A 15,811-nucleotide genomic window follows, 5' to 3' on the forward strand; every position below is an offset into this window, starting at 1 on the left:
GTCAGATCCGACGGATACCCGCCCCCGGAACCACTCAGCCCCCGGAACCACTCACGCACGGCTCAACGACCCCGCCAGCCACGGGACACGGCAGATCTCAAACACGGTCTCAGAGCAACGAAGCGAGCAGCGGTGATCGGGCAGGCAAGCAGGCAGGCAGGCAGGCAGGTGTCTTCTGGCGCGTGGTCTTGACCGATCGCCAGGCGGCTCTGTCCGTTCGGCTCCCGGTGTTCTTGCGGGCTTTCCGTCGAGCCTGCGGCCCGGGACGCTAGTGCTGTGACCGCAAAGGTTCGCCGGGTTGCCTGGCAGGATCTCCTCATGCTTGATGAAAAGCTCGACGCGCTTGCGCAGATGATGGCAGAGCACATGGCCAGGCCGTTCCCGCCTGGCTTCCGCGGCCTGGACATCGAGGGCCGGGACATGGTGATGCTCGACTCGGACGCCTATGCCTACGCCGCCTGCGTCCACGAAGACCTGCTCAGCGAACAGGCTCACGCACGCCTGACGCGGCTGACGTCGGCGTTCGGGAAGGTCCTTCCGGCGATCGACGACGAGTACGCGGCCAAGTACTACACGCATCTGCACAACATGGTCGTGCTGTCTGCCGAGATCGAGAACCAGCGCCAGCAAACCAGGTGAACCTTTGCGGTCAGAGCACTAGCGGAGCGCGTTCGCCGGTGACTGGGTCAGGACGCAGGTGAACCCGACGCCCCAGTCGTCGCGGTCCTCGCAGCGCAGGTCCCGGTCGCCGAAGGCGTCCAGCAGGTCCTCCAGCGGGACGACGGTCGCCTCGGCGTCGGGCTCCGCGACGTGCAGCACCTCGATCCGGCCCTCGCGGACGAAGCGGACCAGCGCAGCGAGGTCCGCCGCCACGTACTCCCGCAGTTCCTCGCCCGCCAGCCCGGACGGCAGATCGGCGAGGATTCCGAACGGTCCGGTCAGCCAGCCGCTCGCCTCCATGGCACACACCCGGACCCGGGCCTCGTCCCCTGTCAGATCCAGCTGGTGGATGGTGGGCGGGGTACCCGGAGCGTACGCCGCGGCCTCCCACCGGCGGCGCCCCTCCTCGGTCGCCCGCAGGGAGAGGACCGGCCCATCGGACCCGCCGTCCCACGCCCGCACCCACGTCGCCGTGTCGGCCACCACCTGCTCCAGCTCTGCGCCCACCACCTGCGGGCCGTCCTCCTGGACGAACGCGGTACCGAGCACCCGACGCAGCGTCAACCACCCGCCCGCGACCAGTCCAAGCGTCGCCGACGCCAACTCGGGCACCCGCGCCGCCTGCTCCCCGGGCGAGGCATAGCGCCGCCTCGCCACCTCGGGCGAGCCCGCCCAGCGCAGCACCGCCGCGACATGCCGGGCTGTGCCGCGCGCGAAGGTGCCACGAACGGCGCGGCGCACCAGCACCTGCTCGGTGAGAGTCAGTTCGTCCCAAGTCTTCACGGCAGAGGATCCTGGCACACCCACCCGCTCCGGCCCGCAAGGTTCCCGCCTGCGAGCCCAGCCCCCGCGCAACCGTCCACCCCGGCGCACAGCCGGGATCGGCAGCCCAGCCGGAAGACCACGCCCCAAGACTGCCCGGCACCACCGGGGAGGTGATCTTCAGAAGTCCCCCAGCAGCGGGCAGGCAGCTCGGCAGGCGGGAGTGTCCGTCCTGCGCGTGATGCTCGCCAGCGTGTACGAAGACACCTTCTGGCAGCTCATCGAAGACTGCAGCCCGCAGGACCTGACCCTGAGGCCGAACTGCTCGCCGCCGACATCACCGAGCGCCCCGCCCGCTCCTCGTTGCCGCTGGTCACGGACTTCGCGGAACAACTGTCCCGGGCGCTCTACCAACTGGACCGCAAGGAGTACGGACACGACCTGTCCCAGGACGCCTTCCTCTGCACGCGCGCCGCGCTCGTCGCCGCCACCGGCCGAGCGGTATTCGGCAGCGTCCTGCAGGACCCTGCCGCCTTCGCCCCGTTCGCCATCGACCACATCTGGGCCGAGAGCCTGCTCTACACGCCGGAGCGCGCATACGAACGCACCACCGGCAAGGAGCGGGGCCGCGACACGCGCCACTCCTTCGAGTCGTACGCCAATACCGAGGGCTAGGCCGGCCGGCTGACCGCCCGGTCGAGACGGATACTGCCGGGATCTTCACCGCAGAGAGTGAGGAACCAGGCTTTCCCAGACGTTGGCACGGTCCCGCCCGCTGTTCCGGTCCGGAGGCACAGGCGCTGGGTGAAGGATGGGCTGCGGCAGCGATGAGGTCGTGGCCAGAGCGGGAGATTCCATCTCCGACCGCACGGACGGCGAGCACGAGCATCCTCGAGAGACGACTGCGATGTGAGTACGGGACCATCTCGACGGGCTCTTCAGCGACAAGGACTTCCCCAAGTGATACCCCTCGGACGGACACCGTGGGCTGTCACCGGCACGGCTCGCGTTGCTGTCGGTGTCGGTGTCGGTGCTGCAGTACACGGAGAACCTCACCGGCCGGCAGACAGCCGAGACGGTCCGGTGCCCTCCGGACTGGAAATCACTGCCTCGGGCTGGAGTCGGACGATTCCGGCCTCGACTTCTCGTACTCAGTGAGCTCCGTGACCCGATGGCCGAGGACGGCCGCGCGGACCAGCTACCGGCAGTGACGACGGCACCGCCACCACCATGCCACCCCACCACCACCGCGCCATTGGCAAAAGCGCGGTGGTGACGGCACCGAAGCCGCCACCACCGCGCCACCCCACCACCACCGCCACCACCGCGGGGGTGCGGGAAGTGCTCCGAGGGCCGTACTACGCAGGCTCGGGCACGGACTGGACCGCTGCCGGCGACGACTCCTCCACCACCGGCGGCTTCAGGAAACTCGTCCCCCAGGCCACCGCGATGGTGACCACCGAGAAGACCAGCGCGGTGACCACCGTCGCCGAAGCACTGCGCCCGTCGATCGCCACGCCACCGGCGAACGCACCGAACGCGATCCCCACATTGGCCGCAGACACAGGAAGCGACTGCGCGAGCTGCCCACCAGGCCCCGCCAGGCTGATCACCCGCACCTGCAACGACGGCACGATGCTGTAGAACGACAGACCCAGCGCCAGCAGCACCAACGCCACCAGCCACGCCACCGAACCGACGAAGTACAGCACCAGCAACGACACCGCGATACCCACCGACCCGACGATCAGGGTGCTCTTGGCGTTACGGTCCGCGAACTTCCCCCCGCCGAACGAGCCCACCGCCGTCGCCGCACCATAAGCCAGCAGGAACACACTCAGCATCGCCCCGGAGATACCGGTGACGTCCTGCAGGAACGGCACCAGATAGGTCAGCGCCGCGAACATCGACGCGAACACGATGAAGTTCAAGAACAACACCGCCAGCACCCGAGGAGCGAACGCGTACTTCGCCTGGTGCCCCGCACCCGCACCAGCCGGCGGCACCGGCGGAATCAGCGCCACCACACCCACCAGCACCACCACCGCACCCACCACGATCGCCGTGAACGACCCACGCCACCCCAGCGTCTGACCCACCAGCGTCCCCAGCGGCAGACCGAACGCCCCCGCCACCGCCACACCCGAGATGACGATCCCGATCGCCTGACCGATCCGCTCCGCCGGCACCACCACCATCGCCGCCATGAACGCACCCGCGATGAACAACCCCTGCAACGCACCGATCAGAAACCGCAACACCAAAAACAGACCGTAGTCCGCAGTCAGCACCGCCACCAGATTGCACACCACGAACAACGCGACCGTCCCCACCAGAACAGCCTTCTTCTCCATCCTGATCGTCAACGCCGTCAGAATCGGACCACCAATGGCCAGACCCAGCGCATAGACCGTCACCAGACTCCCCGCCTCGGGAATACTCACATGAAGGTCAGCAGCCATCCGGTCCAGCACACCCACCACGAGCAGCTCACCACTGCCCAACACGAACATCCCCAAAAACAGCGTCGCCAGGGCCAGATTCGCCCTACCCGGACTCAGTACCGCCTGCTGCGAACTCATGAACGCACTCCTACTCGTCACGACGCACAAGCCGACCGACCGACCGGCCCGCAGACCACACACCCCCCGAAAACAACCACCACCAAAACCAAACGACCGCACCCCACCAACCGGCCACCACCACCCCGCCACCACCCAGCCACCACCCCGCCAGCCAGGCCACTGCGGAACCAACGGGCCGCCCCCGACCAAAAAACCGCCACCACCCAGCCAGCCAAGCCCCCACCAACCGGCCACCACCCCCCCGCCACCACCCAGCCACCACCCCGCCAGCCAGGCCACTGCGGAAGCCAGGCCACTGCGGAACCAACGGGCCGCCCCCGACCAAAAAACCGCCACCACCCAGCCAGCCAAGCCACTGCGGAACCAACGGGCCGCCCCCGACCAAAAAACCGCCACCACCCAGCCAGCCAAGCCATGCCAGGCCACTGCGATCCACGACCGGGCCACCGGGCAACCACTCCAGCCCGATCACGGGCACAGAGGACGCGGACCGCCGGGGCACGCCCGCAGCGGAGCCGATCGGGCCCACGGCAAAGCCGCCGCCCGTCACAACGGCCACCCGCCCGGGCGCACACACCGGGCCCGAGCGGGCCGAACACCACTGGCGGGCCAGGCGGCAGCGGGAACCGCCCGGAGCGACCCCGCGGGTCCCTCCGCCCTCAGACGCCTGCTCCCAGACGCCCGGTCTCGGGCGCCCTGCTCTCAGGCGTCCCTTACTTCCACTCGATGATCTGCAGGTAGTTGCCGTCCGGGTCGGCGAAGGTGCCGAACTTGCCCTTCTCCCGGTCCTCGACCGACACCCACTCCACACCCGCCGCGTTCAGCTGGGCCTCCATCGCGCCGAAGTCCTCGACGTGGAAGTTGATGATCACCCGGCCCGGCTGGTCATTCTTCGCCTCGACGTCCTCACGCCCGTCGACGACCAGCAGGAAACCACCCAGATCGATCGCACCCTCACCGGTGAACTCCGGCGCCAGCGCCCTGATGTACCACTCCCGCAACTCCGCAGGACGGGTCGTCCCCAGCAACATGCTTCCAGGCTTCAACGTCGCCATGACGAATCTCCTTCATCGTGTCATCACAGGTCGCGGCAGCAGCAGACCGCCCCACCACGCATCCACGCGCTACTCGAAATCCAGATACAGACAAACCACACACCCGCACCAAGCCAGGCCAGGCCAGGCACCACGCGAGCACGGGACCCACATGCCGTACGCCCAGGCACCACGCGAGTCCGGGACCCACATGCCGTACGCCCAGGCACCACGCGAGTCCCGGGACCCACATGCCGCACATCCAGGCACCACGCGAGTCCGGGACCCACATGCCGCACATCCAGGCACTACGCGAGTCCGGGTGCTAGGTGGAATCGCGTTCCGCCGCCTCAGCGACACGCTTGACCGCCGCCAGCCGGCGGTCCCAGTCAGCCGCCAGCGAAGACATCCACCGCGTGGTGGCATCCAGACCGGCAGGCCGCAGCGAATACCTCACCTCACGCCCCACCCGGCTGCCCACCACAAGCCCCGCAGCGTCCAGCACACCAAGGTGCTTCACGATCGCCTGCCGCGAGACAGGCAACAGCCCGGCCAGCGTCGTCGCCGTCGCCGCGTCCTGCGCGGCGAGAAGGTCGAGCAGTCGACGACGGGTCGGATCGGCCAACGCACCGAGAACGCTGCCGACCTCCTCCACCCCACCGCCGGGTTCGGCCCTCACACAGTCGACTCTTCGACGCGCTTCCTCGCCGCGTCCAGGACCTGCGGCCAACCCGCCGAAAGGTTCTCGATCGTGGTGGCGCGCACCTCCTCCGACACAGCCAGCGCGGCGAAACCACTCTCGACCACCGTCAGACGGGTCTTGTCACCCTCCGCCGACAACGTGAACTCCACCAGCGTGCTGTTGCCCTCCGTCAACTCCGCACCCGGCGAAGCCGGAGCCCACCGGTACGCCACATACGACACCGGCCGCACCGTCACCACCCGCACCGGAAACTCACCATGCTCCGGATTCCTCGCCACCACCGACTCACCCTCCACAGCAGTGGTGCCCTCCACACTCTCCGGATCAGCCACCCAAAAACCCGGCGCCGACACCAACGACCACACCCGCTCCACCGAAGCATCAATCAGCGTGTCACGCTCGATCATCAGGTCTTCGCTCATGAGGAAACCCCTTCACATACCAGCAATGAGTGCAACCACATCGTTGCACATCCCCCCAACGACACGCAACCCAACCATTGCACAAAAACCCGAAACCCCACCCCCACCAGCGACAACGACAACGACAACGACCACCCGACCCGGTTCTGACCGCGACCCCGTGAAAGCCCAGGTCAGAGAGCGAATGCAGGACCGTTCACTCCGGGCAGTTATCGATCACGGGGGCCTCCGCGATCGAAGACGTGCTGTTCCCCGGGATCGATGCGCGGACGGAGCGCGCAAGCATCTCCGCCGCAATGCTGTTCGTCGACACCGCGGCGTGCGGACGGCCACCGTCTTGCCCGAGCTGCCGACGGCGGGGACGCACAGTGCACCCGACCGACCGCCGTAACCTGTCCGAGCGACCCTTGAGCCGGCAGAAGCTGGTCATACGTCTGCACAACGGCTGGCCCACGACCAACCGTCCACCTACCCCTCCCCACACTCCCGACCACACCAAGCCACCCCCACGACAACGAACCCGGCCACCGACACGACACCCCACCACCAAGCACCGACTCCCCGGCACGAGTCCGTGACGAGGCACGGTCCCCGCAGCCACAAAGTCAACTACACTCCGCACACCACTCCGGACGTGACGTCAGCGGGGACAGCGGGCGGCGTTACCCGCTCCCCGCACCAAGACGAAGCGAAGCCCGGTACCGGCCGACAGCTTCAGCGACGACCGGCTCGATCACAACGACAGGACCATCTGTGGCAACTGACTACGACGCTCCACGCAAGACCGACGACGACAACTCGACGGACAGCATCGAGGAACTGAAGGCCGAACTGAAGGCCCAYCGCAGCGACAAGGCGGCCYCCGCCATCGACGCCGTCGACGCSCTGGAARCCGCCGACGGATCGGAGCTGCCSGGCGCCGACCTCTCCGGCGAGGAGCTCACCGTCGCCGTCCAGCCAATGCTCAACGACGAGTTCACCTGCGCAAACTGCTTCCTCGTCCACCACCGCAGCAGGCTCGCCCGCCTCAAGAACAACCAGCCCATCTGCAACGACTGCGACTGACCAACCCGCACAACGAGCCACCGCCAACCCGGTCTCGAGAGCACCGGGGCCGCGCGCATGGGTGTCGGCCCCGGTGGCGAGCTACAGCGGGGCGGCTTGTGGCAGTTCCCGGGTTTCGTCACGGTCGGTTCGTGACGGACCCTCTCGGGGCAACCGCCGTGTGCGTCGGCCCCGCTGCAACCAGTCAAGAGACAGCTCTACGGCCGAGCTGGCTTCCACCTGGTCCGGAAGATGATCCTGCTGCAGTGAAAGCAGGCAGCCACGTCCGGCTACGCGACTTGTAGGACAAGGAGAGGCGGCGGCACCGTCATGCTTTGGCCCCTGCCATGCCACTGGTGACGACGATCGCGGCCACGTCGCCAGCCTTGGTGCGGCCCAACCAGACGACGCCACCCGATTCGGCCCCGAACGTGACCAGATCGGCTTGTTGCGACTCGTCGCGTACCCGCTCCCAACCGTCGGCCAGCCGTTCGGTGTCACGCGGTGCCGGAACACCGTCTACGAACGTGCGAAACGGCGCGGACAAGGTGCTCCACGCGCCCGCGTCGGCGAAGCAGCCAACATTTGCGTCGGAGAAGAAACGAGGCTCATCGCCCGGCTGAAGCTGGTCGATGTCCTCGTCGACGCCCAGGCCCATTTCCCACCCGGCCACAGGCTCGTCGTTGATGCACAGGCGTATCGCGGCACAGTCAACGCCATCGAAGTGCTCGCCAAAGAACTCGTACGGGCCCGCCGTCCACGCGATCTCCACTCGGTACACGCCCGGGGGAATGCTCACCGCCAGCTCACGCGGGGGCCTCGTCGGTAGCCCTTTCTCGTAGCTCCAGACGTCGTCGTCGTCCCATGGCGCATCGACGACGAGCCGGCCGCTGGGAACGCGGATGGTGGTCAGCTTCTCGACCCCTGTCACGACTACCGGAGTTGTCGGATCGTCGTACACCGACCCCAGATGTGCACCGGGCGTGAAAGCCGCCTCCAGGTACCAGGTGGCCTCAGGCCCGGCTGCCAGCCGAGCGTCCCCGACCCATTCCATGTCTCACCCTCCTCACCGCCCGGCCGGGCGGTCAACCGAAAGCTACGTGGGCCCGCTGACATCGGCACGTTGTGCATCATCACGATTCGTGATCGCTCCGCTGAGTAGGCCCGGAGCGCGGTGCCGGGATTGCTCCCGGTCCGTTTCTCCGGACCTCTCGCCGAACCCGCCGTGCGCCTCTCAACGCAACGGGCTCTCCACGGTCTCTGCCGTCAGGCGGGGTTCGCAGGCTGCCACGGGCTGGGGATCGCGCTCGCCCGGTATCGGTAACGGCTGACCGTGACCGACGCGATCCGGAAGAGTTCGATCCCGTCCGCCGCGATCGGTCGCCACTTCCCGTCAGGGGTGGTGAACCGACGGCGGACGTCGCCCCAACTCCAGTGATGGCGTTCCCGCAGCATGCGGATGAGACGCCACCATACGAAGCCGTCGAGCTTGCTGAAGACATGCTTGGCGACTGCGTGCTTGAAGTAGTTGGCCCAACCGCGCATGATCTGAGTGAGTCTGATCAGCACGGCAGCAAGGTCCTGCTGCGATGTCCTGCGTGTCAGAGCACGGATCTTCTCCTTCAACGACCGGATGGGCCGGTCGGCGATGAAGGTGTAGACGTGCCAGGTGTTCGTCCCTCTCTTGCGCCTCCGCAGGATGCGGAAGCCCAGGAAGTCGAATCCTTCGCTGATGTGCACGATTCGGGTCTTGGCTGGTGACAGCCTCAAGCCCAACGGTTCGAGCACACCTGCGACTTCCTCGCGCAGTGCCGCGGTGTCGGTCTCGGTGCCGTGCACCAGGACGACGAAGTCGTCCGCGTAGCGGACGACCCGCCACGTCGGACGACCCTTGCGGCGCCGGTAGGCGCGTTTGCTTTCGGTGGCCATGGACCCGCCTGGCTCCCAGGGCTCGTGGAGGTGCTCGTCGAGCACCGACAGAGCGATGTTCGCCAGTAGCGGGGACAAGATGCCGCCTTGCGGAGTGCCGGTCAAGGTCGCCTGGTTCTCGCCGAGTTCGGTAAGAATCCCGGCTTTGAGGAACGCCTTGACCAGCGTCAGGACGCGCTTGTCCTTCACCCGCTTTCGCACCCGGTCCATGAGGGCCGTGTGGTCGATCGAGTCGAAGCACGCCTCGATGTCCGCATCCAGCACCCAGGAGTATCCCCGGGTGGTGAAGTAGTGGATCTCGGCGATCGCGTCCTGGGCCCGCCGTCGGGGCCGGAACCCGTAGGAGACCGGCTTGAAGTCGGCCTCGAAGATCGGTTCCAGCACCAGCTTCAGCGCTGCCTGAACGACCCGGTCCGCAATCGTCGGAATCCCGAGCTTGCGGACCTTTCCCGAGCCGCCCGGTTTGGGGATGCTGTGTTCCCGCACCGGCAACGGTCGGAACGAGCCCTCCTTGAGGGCAGTTCGCAGGTCGTTGAGGAACCCGGGAACACCGATGCTCTCCTCGACGTCGGCGGCCGTCAGGCCGTCGACGCCGGGTGACCGGGCTCCCCAGTTGCCCGCGACCCGGTCGAACGCCGCGATCAGCGTCGCCGGGTCGTGCACAAGGTTGAACAGGTCATCGAACCGGCGGCCGGGATCGGCCACCGCCCAATGGTGAAGCTTGGCCTGCATCTCCAGTACCCGGACCCGAGGGCCCGGAGCTCCGCCGTTCAGCAGGGCGTCTTCCGGCATTGCAGCGTCCTTCCCTTCTCGATACCGCTGCCGCCCTTCCCCATGTGGCCGGCTTTCCCGGCCTCGGAGTACTACGGCGGCTCCGTCCCGTCCCGGACCGATCGGTGGTCGGTGCACCCAGCCCCAAGTACTCGCTGGCGGCGGGCAGTCAGGGCGAGATCCGGGACGGTTCCCGTGTTCACTGTGGTTCGCTCGACGGAGTAGGGGCCCAGCTGTGTCCCTGCGGCATCGCCACGAGTACGCCGCAGACATTCCTCGTGGCCTCCCGGGCAGCTTTCGTATACCGCCCCAGGAGTTGGCAGTTCACCCGAACGGATGACCCACGTGCGCACCGCTCCCGGCCCTGATCCACCAGGTTCGAGCCGGTGTCACATTAAGAGACGTAAACGCCGGTTCCTCGCGTACTCCTCTCCATCACGCTCGCCGGACCCGCACCATCTGGCAGTACTGGTCACGTCCCGGCTTTGTCAGGGCCGCTCTCACCCTTACCGGCACCACCCGGGTCAGGCTGCCCTCAGCTTCAACAACCCTGCTGCGACAGGGCATTGGCGAAGGTCTCCCACCTCCACTCGAACCAACAGCGCCTCACGGCGCAACCAATATCTGTGCCAGAACCGGATCTCCTTCGTCTTCGTCGGGCGGTCGGGCGGGGCGGCCCGGGGGCCGGGCCGCCCCCGTTGGCGGTGCTACTGGTCGGCGTGGCAGTGGTGGTTCGACTCGATGTACTCGCCGTCGGTGAAGTCGGTCTCCAGCGACCAGCCGCAGGCCGAGCACTCGGCCCGGCCCTCCCAGCCGATCTCGGGCCCGTCGTCGCAGTCGCAGTCGTGGTCAGCATCCACGCTGGTACCGTCCTCGAACCCGGCATCGCCCCCGCCACCGCACGCCTCACACGACCAATCAGCGGACCAGGTGACCGAGCCCTCAACCGGGCCCTCGGACTGCTGCAGAGCCAGGGCGGCGGGCAGCGCGTCCAGCAGCGCGAGCTGCTGCACCGTCAGCTTCCCGTCGGTGCCAGCCTTGTCCTGCTTACGCAGCCACGCCCCCGGCCGGAACGCCGGGTCCGCCTCACCACCGGTCCGGTTCGCCGGGCCGTCCAAGGTTCCGCCGGTGGCGAGGTAGGTGAGCAGGCGGCGGTAGGAGCGGTTCCAGTCCGGCTCGAGCCGCCACATCGCGTCCAGCGCGGTGAGCTTCGCGTCCTGAGCGGCCGTCAGCTTCGCGTTCTTGCGCTGACGCCCGACCCACGCACCGACTGCGTGGCCGTCCAGCTTCTCGGCGGCCGGGACCGCCAGGTGCCCGTGCGTCTCGGCCCACGCCCGTGCGTGGGCGAAGCCGCGGTCCCAGGAGCGGGCGTGCTTGTCCCAGATCATGCCGAGCTGGTCGAGCTCGTGGATGCGGACCGGGGCGAGGAGGCCGGCGCCCTTGAGGTAGCGCTGGCGGTCGAGCCAGGAGATCAGCGCGCCGTCCCGGGTCTTTGTCCGTCGAGTCGAGATGGTGGTGCTGGGCCTGGAACGCGGCGGCCAGGGCGAACATCCGCTGCCACTCGGTAGCGCGCGGGTTGAACGCCCGCAGCTTCACCGTCTGGAGGATCTGGGCGGCGTGCTTGCGGGCGTTGATCCGCAGCCAGTCCACCGGCGACTCCCCCGCCGGCTGCTCGGCGCCGTCCAGCCCGGCCTCGCCAGCCGCACCCTCGCCGGCGTCGGCGTCCGGCACGACGGTGTGGTCCTTCTCCCCCGCCCGCTTGGTGCGCAGCTCTGTGATCCGGCCGACCACGCGGGCGTCGTGGGCGGCCAGGGCCCGCAGGACGCGCCAGATGGTGCGGAACGAGCTGGCTTCGATCTCGTCGTCGGCCTCGGCCTTCACCGCCTCTCCGGCGTCGGTGACCTTCGCCGGGTCGGTGGTGGCGGTGTCGTCGCCGATCTTGTGGTGGGCAGGTAGACGGGGATGATGATCCAGGAGACCTTGCCCTGCTGGTAGGCCTGGCGCAGGGCCCGGCCGACGGCCTGGACGACGTCGATGACCGAGGACTTCGGATCCGAAAAGACGATCGAATCCACGGCCTCGACGTCGATGCCCTCGTTCAGGAGCCGGCTGTTGCAGATGATGCAGCACTCCTCGCCGTCCTCTCCGGTGGAGGCCGAGAAGGTGGCGAACGCCGCCCGGCGGTCCTTCAGCCTGTCGCTGCCGGCCACCGCGAGCGCGGTCACGCGCTCCGGCCGGTCGCAGTCCGGGAGGAGCTCGGCGGTGGCGTTCATCGTGGCGGCGAACTCGCGCGCTGCCTGCACCCGCGAGTGGAAGGTGATGACGCGGCGCAGTTCCAGGTCGGCGACCGCGCGCAGCACCGCAATCTGCAGGGCTAGGCGCAGCAGCTCCTCGTTCGACCTCTGGGAGCGCAGGTCGGCGACGGCGGGCGGGTTGAGGAGTTCGCGCAGGTCCTCGTCGGTAACCACCGGGACCAGCACCCTGTAATCCGCGAGGTAGCCGTGCTCGATGCCCTGGCCGAGCGTCCAGGTGAACACCGTCTCGCCGTAGATGCTGGTGTCCGTCATGGAGCAGAGCGCGGGCAGCTGCTCCGCGCCCTGGCCGTCGCCGCCCGCGGTGAGGTCGGCCAGGCCCGGCTTCGCCTTGGAGTCGTCGGCGATCTTGGGGGTGGCGGTGAAGTACAGCCGACGCAGCGCGGGGACCTTGTCGTCGGAGTGGATCGCCGCCCACGCCTTCCCTTCGGCGCCTGCCGTCCGGTGCGCCTCGTCGATGATCACGGCGTCCCAGGTGGGTAGCCCGAAGTCCTTGTGCGCGGCCACGATGCGCTCCAGGGAGGCGTAGGTGGCGTAGACGGTGACCGGCCCCCCGGCTTCTCCTTCGTGACCAGGTCGGCGATCCGGGCGGCCTGGGTGGACACCTGGGCGTGGACGCGGCCACCGGCCTCCGCGCTCTCCAACGCCTCCGCCCGCGAACACGCCGCAACCGCAAGGCCGCGCCGGCCGCCCTTCAGCGACCACGAGGCTGCGGTCTGCTCCAACAGCTCGATCGTCGGGACCAGCGCCAGCACCCGGCCCCTCGCCGCAAGACGCCGCGCGCAGCCCGCGGCGATCAGGGTCTTGCCCGAGCCGGTGGCGGCGACGACCGTCGCCCGGCCACCGTTCTTCACGGCCTTCACCACGGCGGCCACCGCGTCCTTCTGGAACCAGTGCAACGGCAGCGGATTCACCGATGCGGCGGGCGGCTGCGCCGGGACGGACGCTCGGACACTTGCCGCCGAGGCACTCGACCGAGTCCTCGCCGAGGAATCCGAGCTCGCCGAACTCTGGGACGACACCGTCGACGGCCCGCGATGGCGGCAGAGCATCAGCCGCCTCCGAGCAACCCTTGATCCCCAGCCCGAGCCTCAAGAAGACCCGCTGTTCGAGATCTAACTTGCTGACTCAGCGTCACCAGTCACGAAGTTGAGCCAGAACCCGAGTTTCAGCAGCACCGGACTGCTTGACTCGGCACGGCTACCGGGTAATGCCCACGTGGGGGTAAGCGACGCGTCTGGGAGCGTGACGCGTACGGTCAGCACATGCACGAGCGGCGAGACCAGGAGCAGGGCGACGGCGGGTCGAAGCGCGGGCAGGCCGCCCCGACTGCCGATGTTGTCGACGCGGGCACCGAGGCCGAAGCGGTGGTGTTCGTCTGCGCAACGTGTGGCGTCACGCTGACGGGGCCGCTTACGCGCCTGCCAGCGGTTCCCGAGGCGCCGTACTACGAATGGTGGGACGCCGACGAACCCGGTCCGTCGCCAGCGACCGTGCCGTCAGGCCACTATGCGATCGAGTTGGAGCCGTACGGAGCGCCCCTGGTCGTCGCCGAGGTACCCGGGCCGGCAATGCCCCGCCGCGGCATGATCTACAACGACGGCCAGCCGCTGGTGTCGCAAGGCCCGAAAGGCAACATCGTCATCAACCCGGACGACGCCCGCAGCCTGGAACTGCGGCACGCGTCCGCCGCCTGTTGCGGAGCGACCCCGGACGGCGGCATGAACCAACTGTGCGCCTGCGGGACCCTCGTCGCGACCCTCTGCTCCGACTGCTGCCTGCCGTACGAACTCCACCTTTCAGCCGACCACGTCCGCGCCGTTCACACCTGAGGCCAACGCCGGCCGCTGCTACTTCTGGCCGACATTTCATCGGCTCCAGGCTCCGGCTGATACCGAAATCCGCCGACATACGCTGCCAGGGCTCATCTACGCAGCCAGAGGCGCGTCTCGAAGGCGAGCCTGAGGTGCTCCTCGCTGGTGTCCAGCTCGCGTGCGACTGCAGCCGGCGACATCTGCTGGGTCCGCAGCAGGTCAGCGGCGCGGGCAGCGTCCAGGACGGTTGTTGTCCGAAGGCCTGGCAGGTCGAAGTGTTGGACCAGGGACAGTGATGGTGACCAGGTGACGGGCTCGTTGATGTCGCGGGCTGCGAGGTAGTTCGCAGCGTGCTCGTCGAGCGCGTTCAGCTCCGCGGTGGTCAGGACGAGTAACGGTTCACGTGCTCCGTTGGGTAGCCGCAGGGCCCCGGGGACCGCGTACGGATCGGAGCCGGTGATGCGTTGGAACAGGAACCGGCGCACTTTTGGCGGCCGGTGGCGGTTGCCTGGGAGTGGCAGCCTCTTCGGGGGTCACTCCCAGGTGATGCCGTTGTTGAAAGTGTACGGATCGTCCCAGTATTCGACGGCCGCGACCCTGGAGGTCTTGGGGGACATCACCGGGATGCAGAAGTCGGCGGACTTGCCGTTGGTGAACTCGCTGGGCATCTTGCCGTCGGAGCACTTGGCGAAGGTCCCGAAGACCATCAGGTCCGGTGCCCTGGTGCCGTTCGAAAGCAGGCCCCTGATGTGGCTGAGGTTGGTGAACGAGAGGTCGGTGTCGCCGATGTTGGTGACCTGGTAGTGGATGTAGTACGGAACCAGGCCCTTGGTGTTGTCGTCGAGCTTCAGCGAGGCGAGGTCGGCCGGGTCGCCCTTCTCGATCGAGGTGACCGTGAGCGCGATGGCGCCCTCGGAGCCCCCGAAGGAGAACGGGAGCCGGACGGCGTCGCCGATCTTGACGGCGGTGCCCGGGGCAGGGCCGGAGACAGCCGGTGCGGGTGCGGCCGAGGAGCTCGTCGGTGCGGCCGCCGTGATCGAAGGGGCCGCGGTGAGGGGCGCGCTGCTCGCAGTGGCGGTCCGGGCGGCCGCCGGGGTGGTGAAGGGCGCGGAAGTTGCGGAGTTCGGTGCGGACCCGCCGTCGTTGCAGGCGGCCAGGGTGAGCGCGCCGACCGTGGTCAGGCCGACCAGGACCATCGTGCGGCGACTTCTGTCGATGGGCTTCACGTGGCGTCCCCCGTTCGCGCGGGCCATGGGATCACGGCCCTCCTGAGGAATCTTCATAGCGTAGTCAGTGAAGCGGACGCCACCGTGACGGCGGTCTGGTTCGCGGGCAGTGACGGGTAGTCACTGGACGTGCTGGGCAGTGGTGCAGAGTCACTGGACGTGCTGGGCAGTGGTGCAGATGGTGCACCTGGTGGGCTGGGCGACCTGGTGGGCTGGGCGACGGAGGCGGGACTGCCTCCGCGGGGTGGCCGGCGCAGGGTCCGCCCCGACGCCGTGTGGCAGGGGCGAGGGGTGGGGCGGGTGCCGGGCCCGCGGTTGGCCGGAACCGCGACCTGGGACGGCGGGGTATGAAGAAGGACCGCCGGACGCAGACTCCACGGGCTGTGCAGGACCCAGGCCTCGCGGTAGAGGCCCGGGCTGCAGCGGACACGGCCGGTCCAGCCCAGCGGCAGACGCCGCCAGGCACTCAGGACCCCGGGCACCCAGAAACCGCCCACCCGCACCTCCACGATCCGCCACAACGGCGGGCCGTGGTCCGGCACGCCCGCC

The 15,811-nt window shown here is 68.4% G+C and carries 18 protein-coding genes and 1 pseudogene; 6 read left to right on the plus strand and 13 right to left on the minus strand.

Features of this window, described 5'->3' with window-relative positions:
* The first annotated feature begins 276 nt into the window (after window positions 1–276).
* A complete protein-coding gene (locus ASC99_RS29850) occupies window positions 277–639 on the plus strand; it encodes a hypothetical protein (RefSeq protein ID WP_235502787.1) in 363 nt (120 codons plus the stop codon).
* An 18-nt stretch (window positions 640–657) separates the two neighbouring features.
* Here the strand turns inward: ASC99_RS29850 and ASC99_RS29855 are convergent, their stop codons facing one another.
* The gene (locus ASC99_RS29855) at window positions 658–1,443 is read right to left on the minus strand and encodes a hypothetical protein (RefSeq protein WP_057237895.1); all 786 of its coding nucleotides are present in this window, start codon (window positions 1,441–1,443) and stop codon (window positions 658–660) included.
* Window positions 1,444–1,785: 342 nt separating this feature from the next.
* Here ASC99_RS29855 and ASC99_RS29860 point away from each other — a divergent pair, with 342 nt between their 5' ends.
* Window positions 1,786–2,097, plus strand: coding sequence for a DUF4240 domain-containing protein (locus ASC99_RS29860; protein WP_057237897.1), 312 nt, complete (start codon window positions 1,786–1,788; stop codon window positions 2,095–2,097).
* 683 nt (window positions 2,098–2,780) lie between these two features.
* On the opposite strand, the gene ASC99_RS29865 is transcribed toward ASC99_RS29860, so the two are convergent.
* The 4 genes from ASC99_RS29865 to ASC99_RS29880 all read right to left on the minus strand — a co-directional run bounded on the left by ASC99_RS29865 (window position 2,781) and on the right by ASC99_RS29880 (window position 6,166).
* On the minus strand, window positions 2,781–4,004 hold the full coding sequence (locus ASC99_RS29865; protein ID WP_057237898.1) for an MFS transporter: 1,224 nt from the start codon (window positions 4,002–4,004) through the stop codon (window positions 2,781–2,783).
* 716 nt (window positions 4,005–4,720) lie between these two features.
* Entirely contained in the window at window positions 4,721–5,062 is a 342-nt protein-coding gene (locus ASC99_RS29870; RefSeq protein WP_057237900.1) for a VOC family protein, read from the minus strand.
* A gap of 304 nt (window positions 5,063–5,366) precedes the next feature.
* A complete protein-coding gene (locus ASC99_RS29875; RefSeq protein WP_057237902.1) occupies window positions 5,367–5,720 on the minus strand; it encodes a helix-turn-helix transcriptional regulator in 354 nt (117 codons plus the stop codon).
* Window positions 5,717–6,166, minus strand: a complete 450-nt coding sequence (locus ASC99_RS29880; protein WP_057237903.1) for an SRPBCC domain-containing protein — start codon at window positions 6,164–6,166, stop codon at window positions 5,717–5,719. Before ASC99_RS29880 ends, ASC99_RS29875 begins: the two co-directional genes overlap by 4 nt.
* 753 nt (window positions 6,167–6,919) lie before the next feature.
* On the opposite strand from ASC99_RS29880, the gene ASC99_RS29885 reads away from it, so the two are divergent.
* Window positions 6,920–7,231 carry a DUF4193 domain-containing protein gene (locus tag ASC99_RS29885; RefSeq protein WP_057237905.1) on the plus strand — a complete coding sequence of 104 codons (312 nt, stop codon included), beginning with the start codon at window positions 6,920–6,922 and terminating at the stop codon, window positions 7,229–7,231.
* A gap of 307 nt (window positions 7,232–7,538) precedes the next feature.
* Here the strand turns inward: ASC99_RS29885 and ASC99_RS29890 are convergent, their stop codons facing one another.
* The 3 genes from ASC99_RS29890 to ASC99_RS29900 all read right to left on the minus strand — a co-directional run bounded on the left by ASC99_RS29890 (window position 7,539) and on the right by ASC99_RS29900 (window position 11,298).
* Window positions 7,539–8,264 carry a DUF4241 domain-containing protein gene (locus tag ASC99_RS29890; protein ID WP_057237907.1) on the minus strand — a complete coding sequence of 242 codons (726 nt, stop codon included), beginning with the start codon at window positions 8,262–8,264 and terminating at the stop codon, window positions 7,539–7,541.
* Between the two features lie 212 nt (window positions 8,265–8,476).
* Window positions 8,477–9,931 (minus strand): group II intron reverse transcriptase/maturase, encoded by a 1,455-nt coding sequence (gene ltrA / locus ASC99_RS29895; protein WP_057237909.1) that lies wholly within the window; start codon window positions 9,929–9,931, stop codon window positions 8,477–8,479.
* Window positions 9,932–10,617: 686 nt separating this feature from the next.
* A complete protein-coding gene (locus tag ASC99_RS29900) occupies window positions 10,618–11,298 on the minus strand; it encodes a helicase associated domain-containing protein (protein ID WP_057237911.1) in 681 nt (226 codons plus the stop codon).
* 121 nt (window positions 11,299–11,419) lie between these two features.
* Between ASC99_RS29900 and ASC99_RS39095 the strand changes: the two genes are divergently transcribed.
* Window positions 11,420–11,866 carry a hypothetical protein gene (locus ASC99_RS39095; RefSeq protein WP_157531846.1) on the plus strand — a complete coding sequence of 149 codons (447 nt, stop codon included), beginning with the start codon at window positions 11,420–11,422 and terminating at the stop codon, window positions 11,864–11,866.
* Here the strand turns inward: ASC99_RS39095 and ASC99_RS29905 are convergent.
* The 3 genes and pseudogenes from ASC99_RS29905 to ASC99_RS37955 form a co-directional block, all read right to left on the minus strand.
* A complete protein-coding gene (locus ASC99_RS29905; protein WP_369825202.1) occupies window positions 11,788–12,477 on the minus strand; it encodes a helicase-related protein in 690 nt (229 codons plus the stop codon). The two genes, ASC99_RS39095 and ASC99_RS29905, sit on opposite strands and share 79 nt — an antisense overlap.
* Before the next feature lie 105 nt (window positions 12,478–12,582).
* A pseudogene (locus ASC99_RS42375) lies at window positions 12,583–12,744 on the minus strand (hypothetical protein); the annotation flags it as partial.
* Window positions 12,684–13,136 (minus strand): DEAD/DEAH box helicase family protein, encoded by a 453-nt coding sequence (locus tag ASC99_RS37955; protein WP_255359293.1) that lies wholly within the window; start codon window positions 13,134–13,136, stop codon window positions 12,684–12,686. The gene ASC99_RS37955 and the pseudogene ASC99_RS42375, both read right to left, overlap by 61 nt.
* Between ASC99_RS37955 and ASC99_RS39550 the strand changes: the two genes are divergently transcribed.
* Together ASC99_RS39550 and ASC99_RS29915 are read left to right on the plus strand one after the other, a co-directional pair.
* Window positions 13,039–13,341, plus strand: a complete 303-nt coding sequence (locus tag ASC99_RS39550) for a DUF4259 domain-containing protein (RefSeq protein ID WP_162257939.1) — start codon at window positions 13,039–13,041, stop codon at window positions 13,339–13,341. The genes ASC99_RS37955 and ASC99_RS39550 overlap by 98 nt on opposite strands.
* A 146-nt stretch (window positions 13,342–13,487) precedes the next feature.
* On the plus strand, window positions 13,488–14,054 hold the full coding sequence (locus ASC99_RS29915) for a hypothetical protein (RefSeq protein ID WP_057237917.1): 567 nt from the start codon (window positions 13,488–13,490) through the stop codon (window positions 14,052–14,054).
* A 92-nt stretch (window positions 14,055–14,146) separates the two neighbouring features.
* On the opposite strand, the gene ASC99_RS29920 is transcribed toward ASC99_RS29915, so the two are convergent.
* A complete protein-coding gene (locus ASC99_RS29920) occupies window positions 14,147–14,521 on the minus strand; it encodes a hypothetical protein (protein ID WP_057237919.1) in 375 nt (124 codons plus the stop codon).
* 48 nt (window positions 14,522–14,569) lie between these two features.
* The gene (locus ASC99_RS29925) at window positions 14,570–15,262 is read right to left on the minus strand and encodes a hypothetical protein (RefSeq protein ID WP_157531848.1); all 693 of its coding nucleotides are present in this window, start codon (window positions 15,260–15,262) and stop codon (window positions 14,570–14,572) included.
* Between the last annotated feature and the right edge of the window lie 549 nt (window positions 15,263–15,811).

The organism is Kitasatospora sp. Root107, from assembly GCF_001424875.1.
Taxonomy (GTDB): domain Bacteria; phylum Actinomycetota; class Actinomycetes; order Streptomycetales; family Streptomycetaceae; genus Kitasatospora.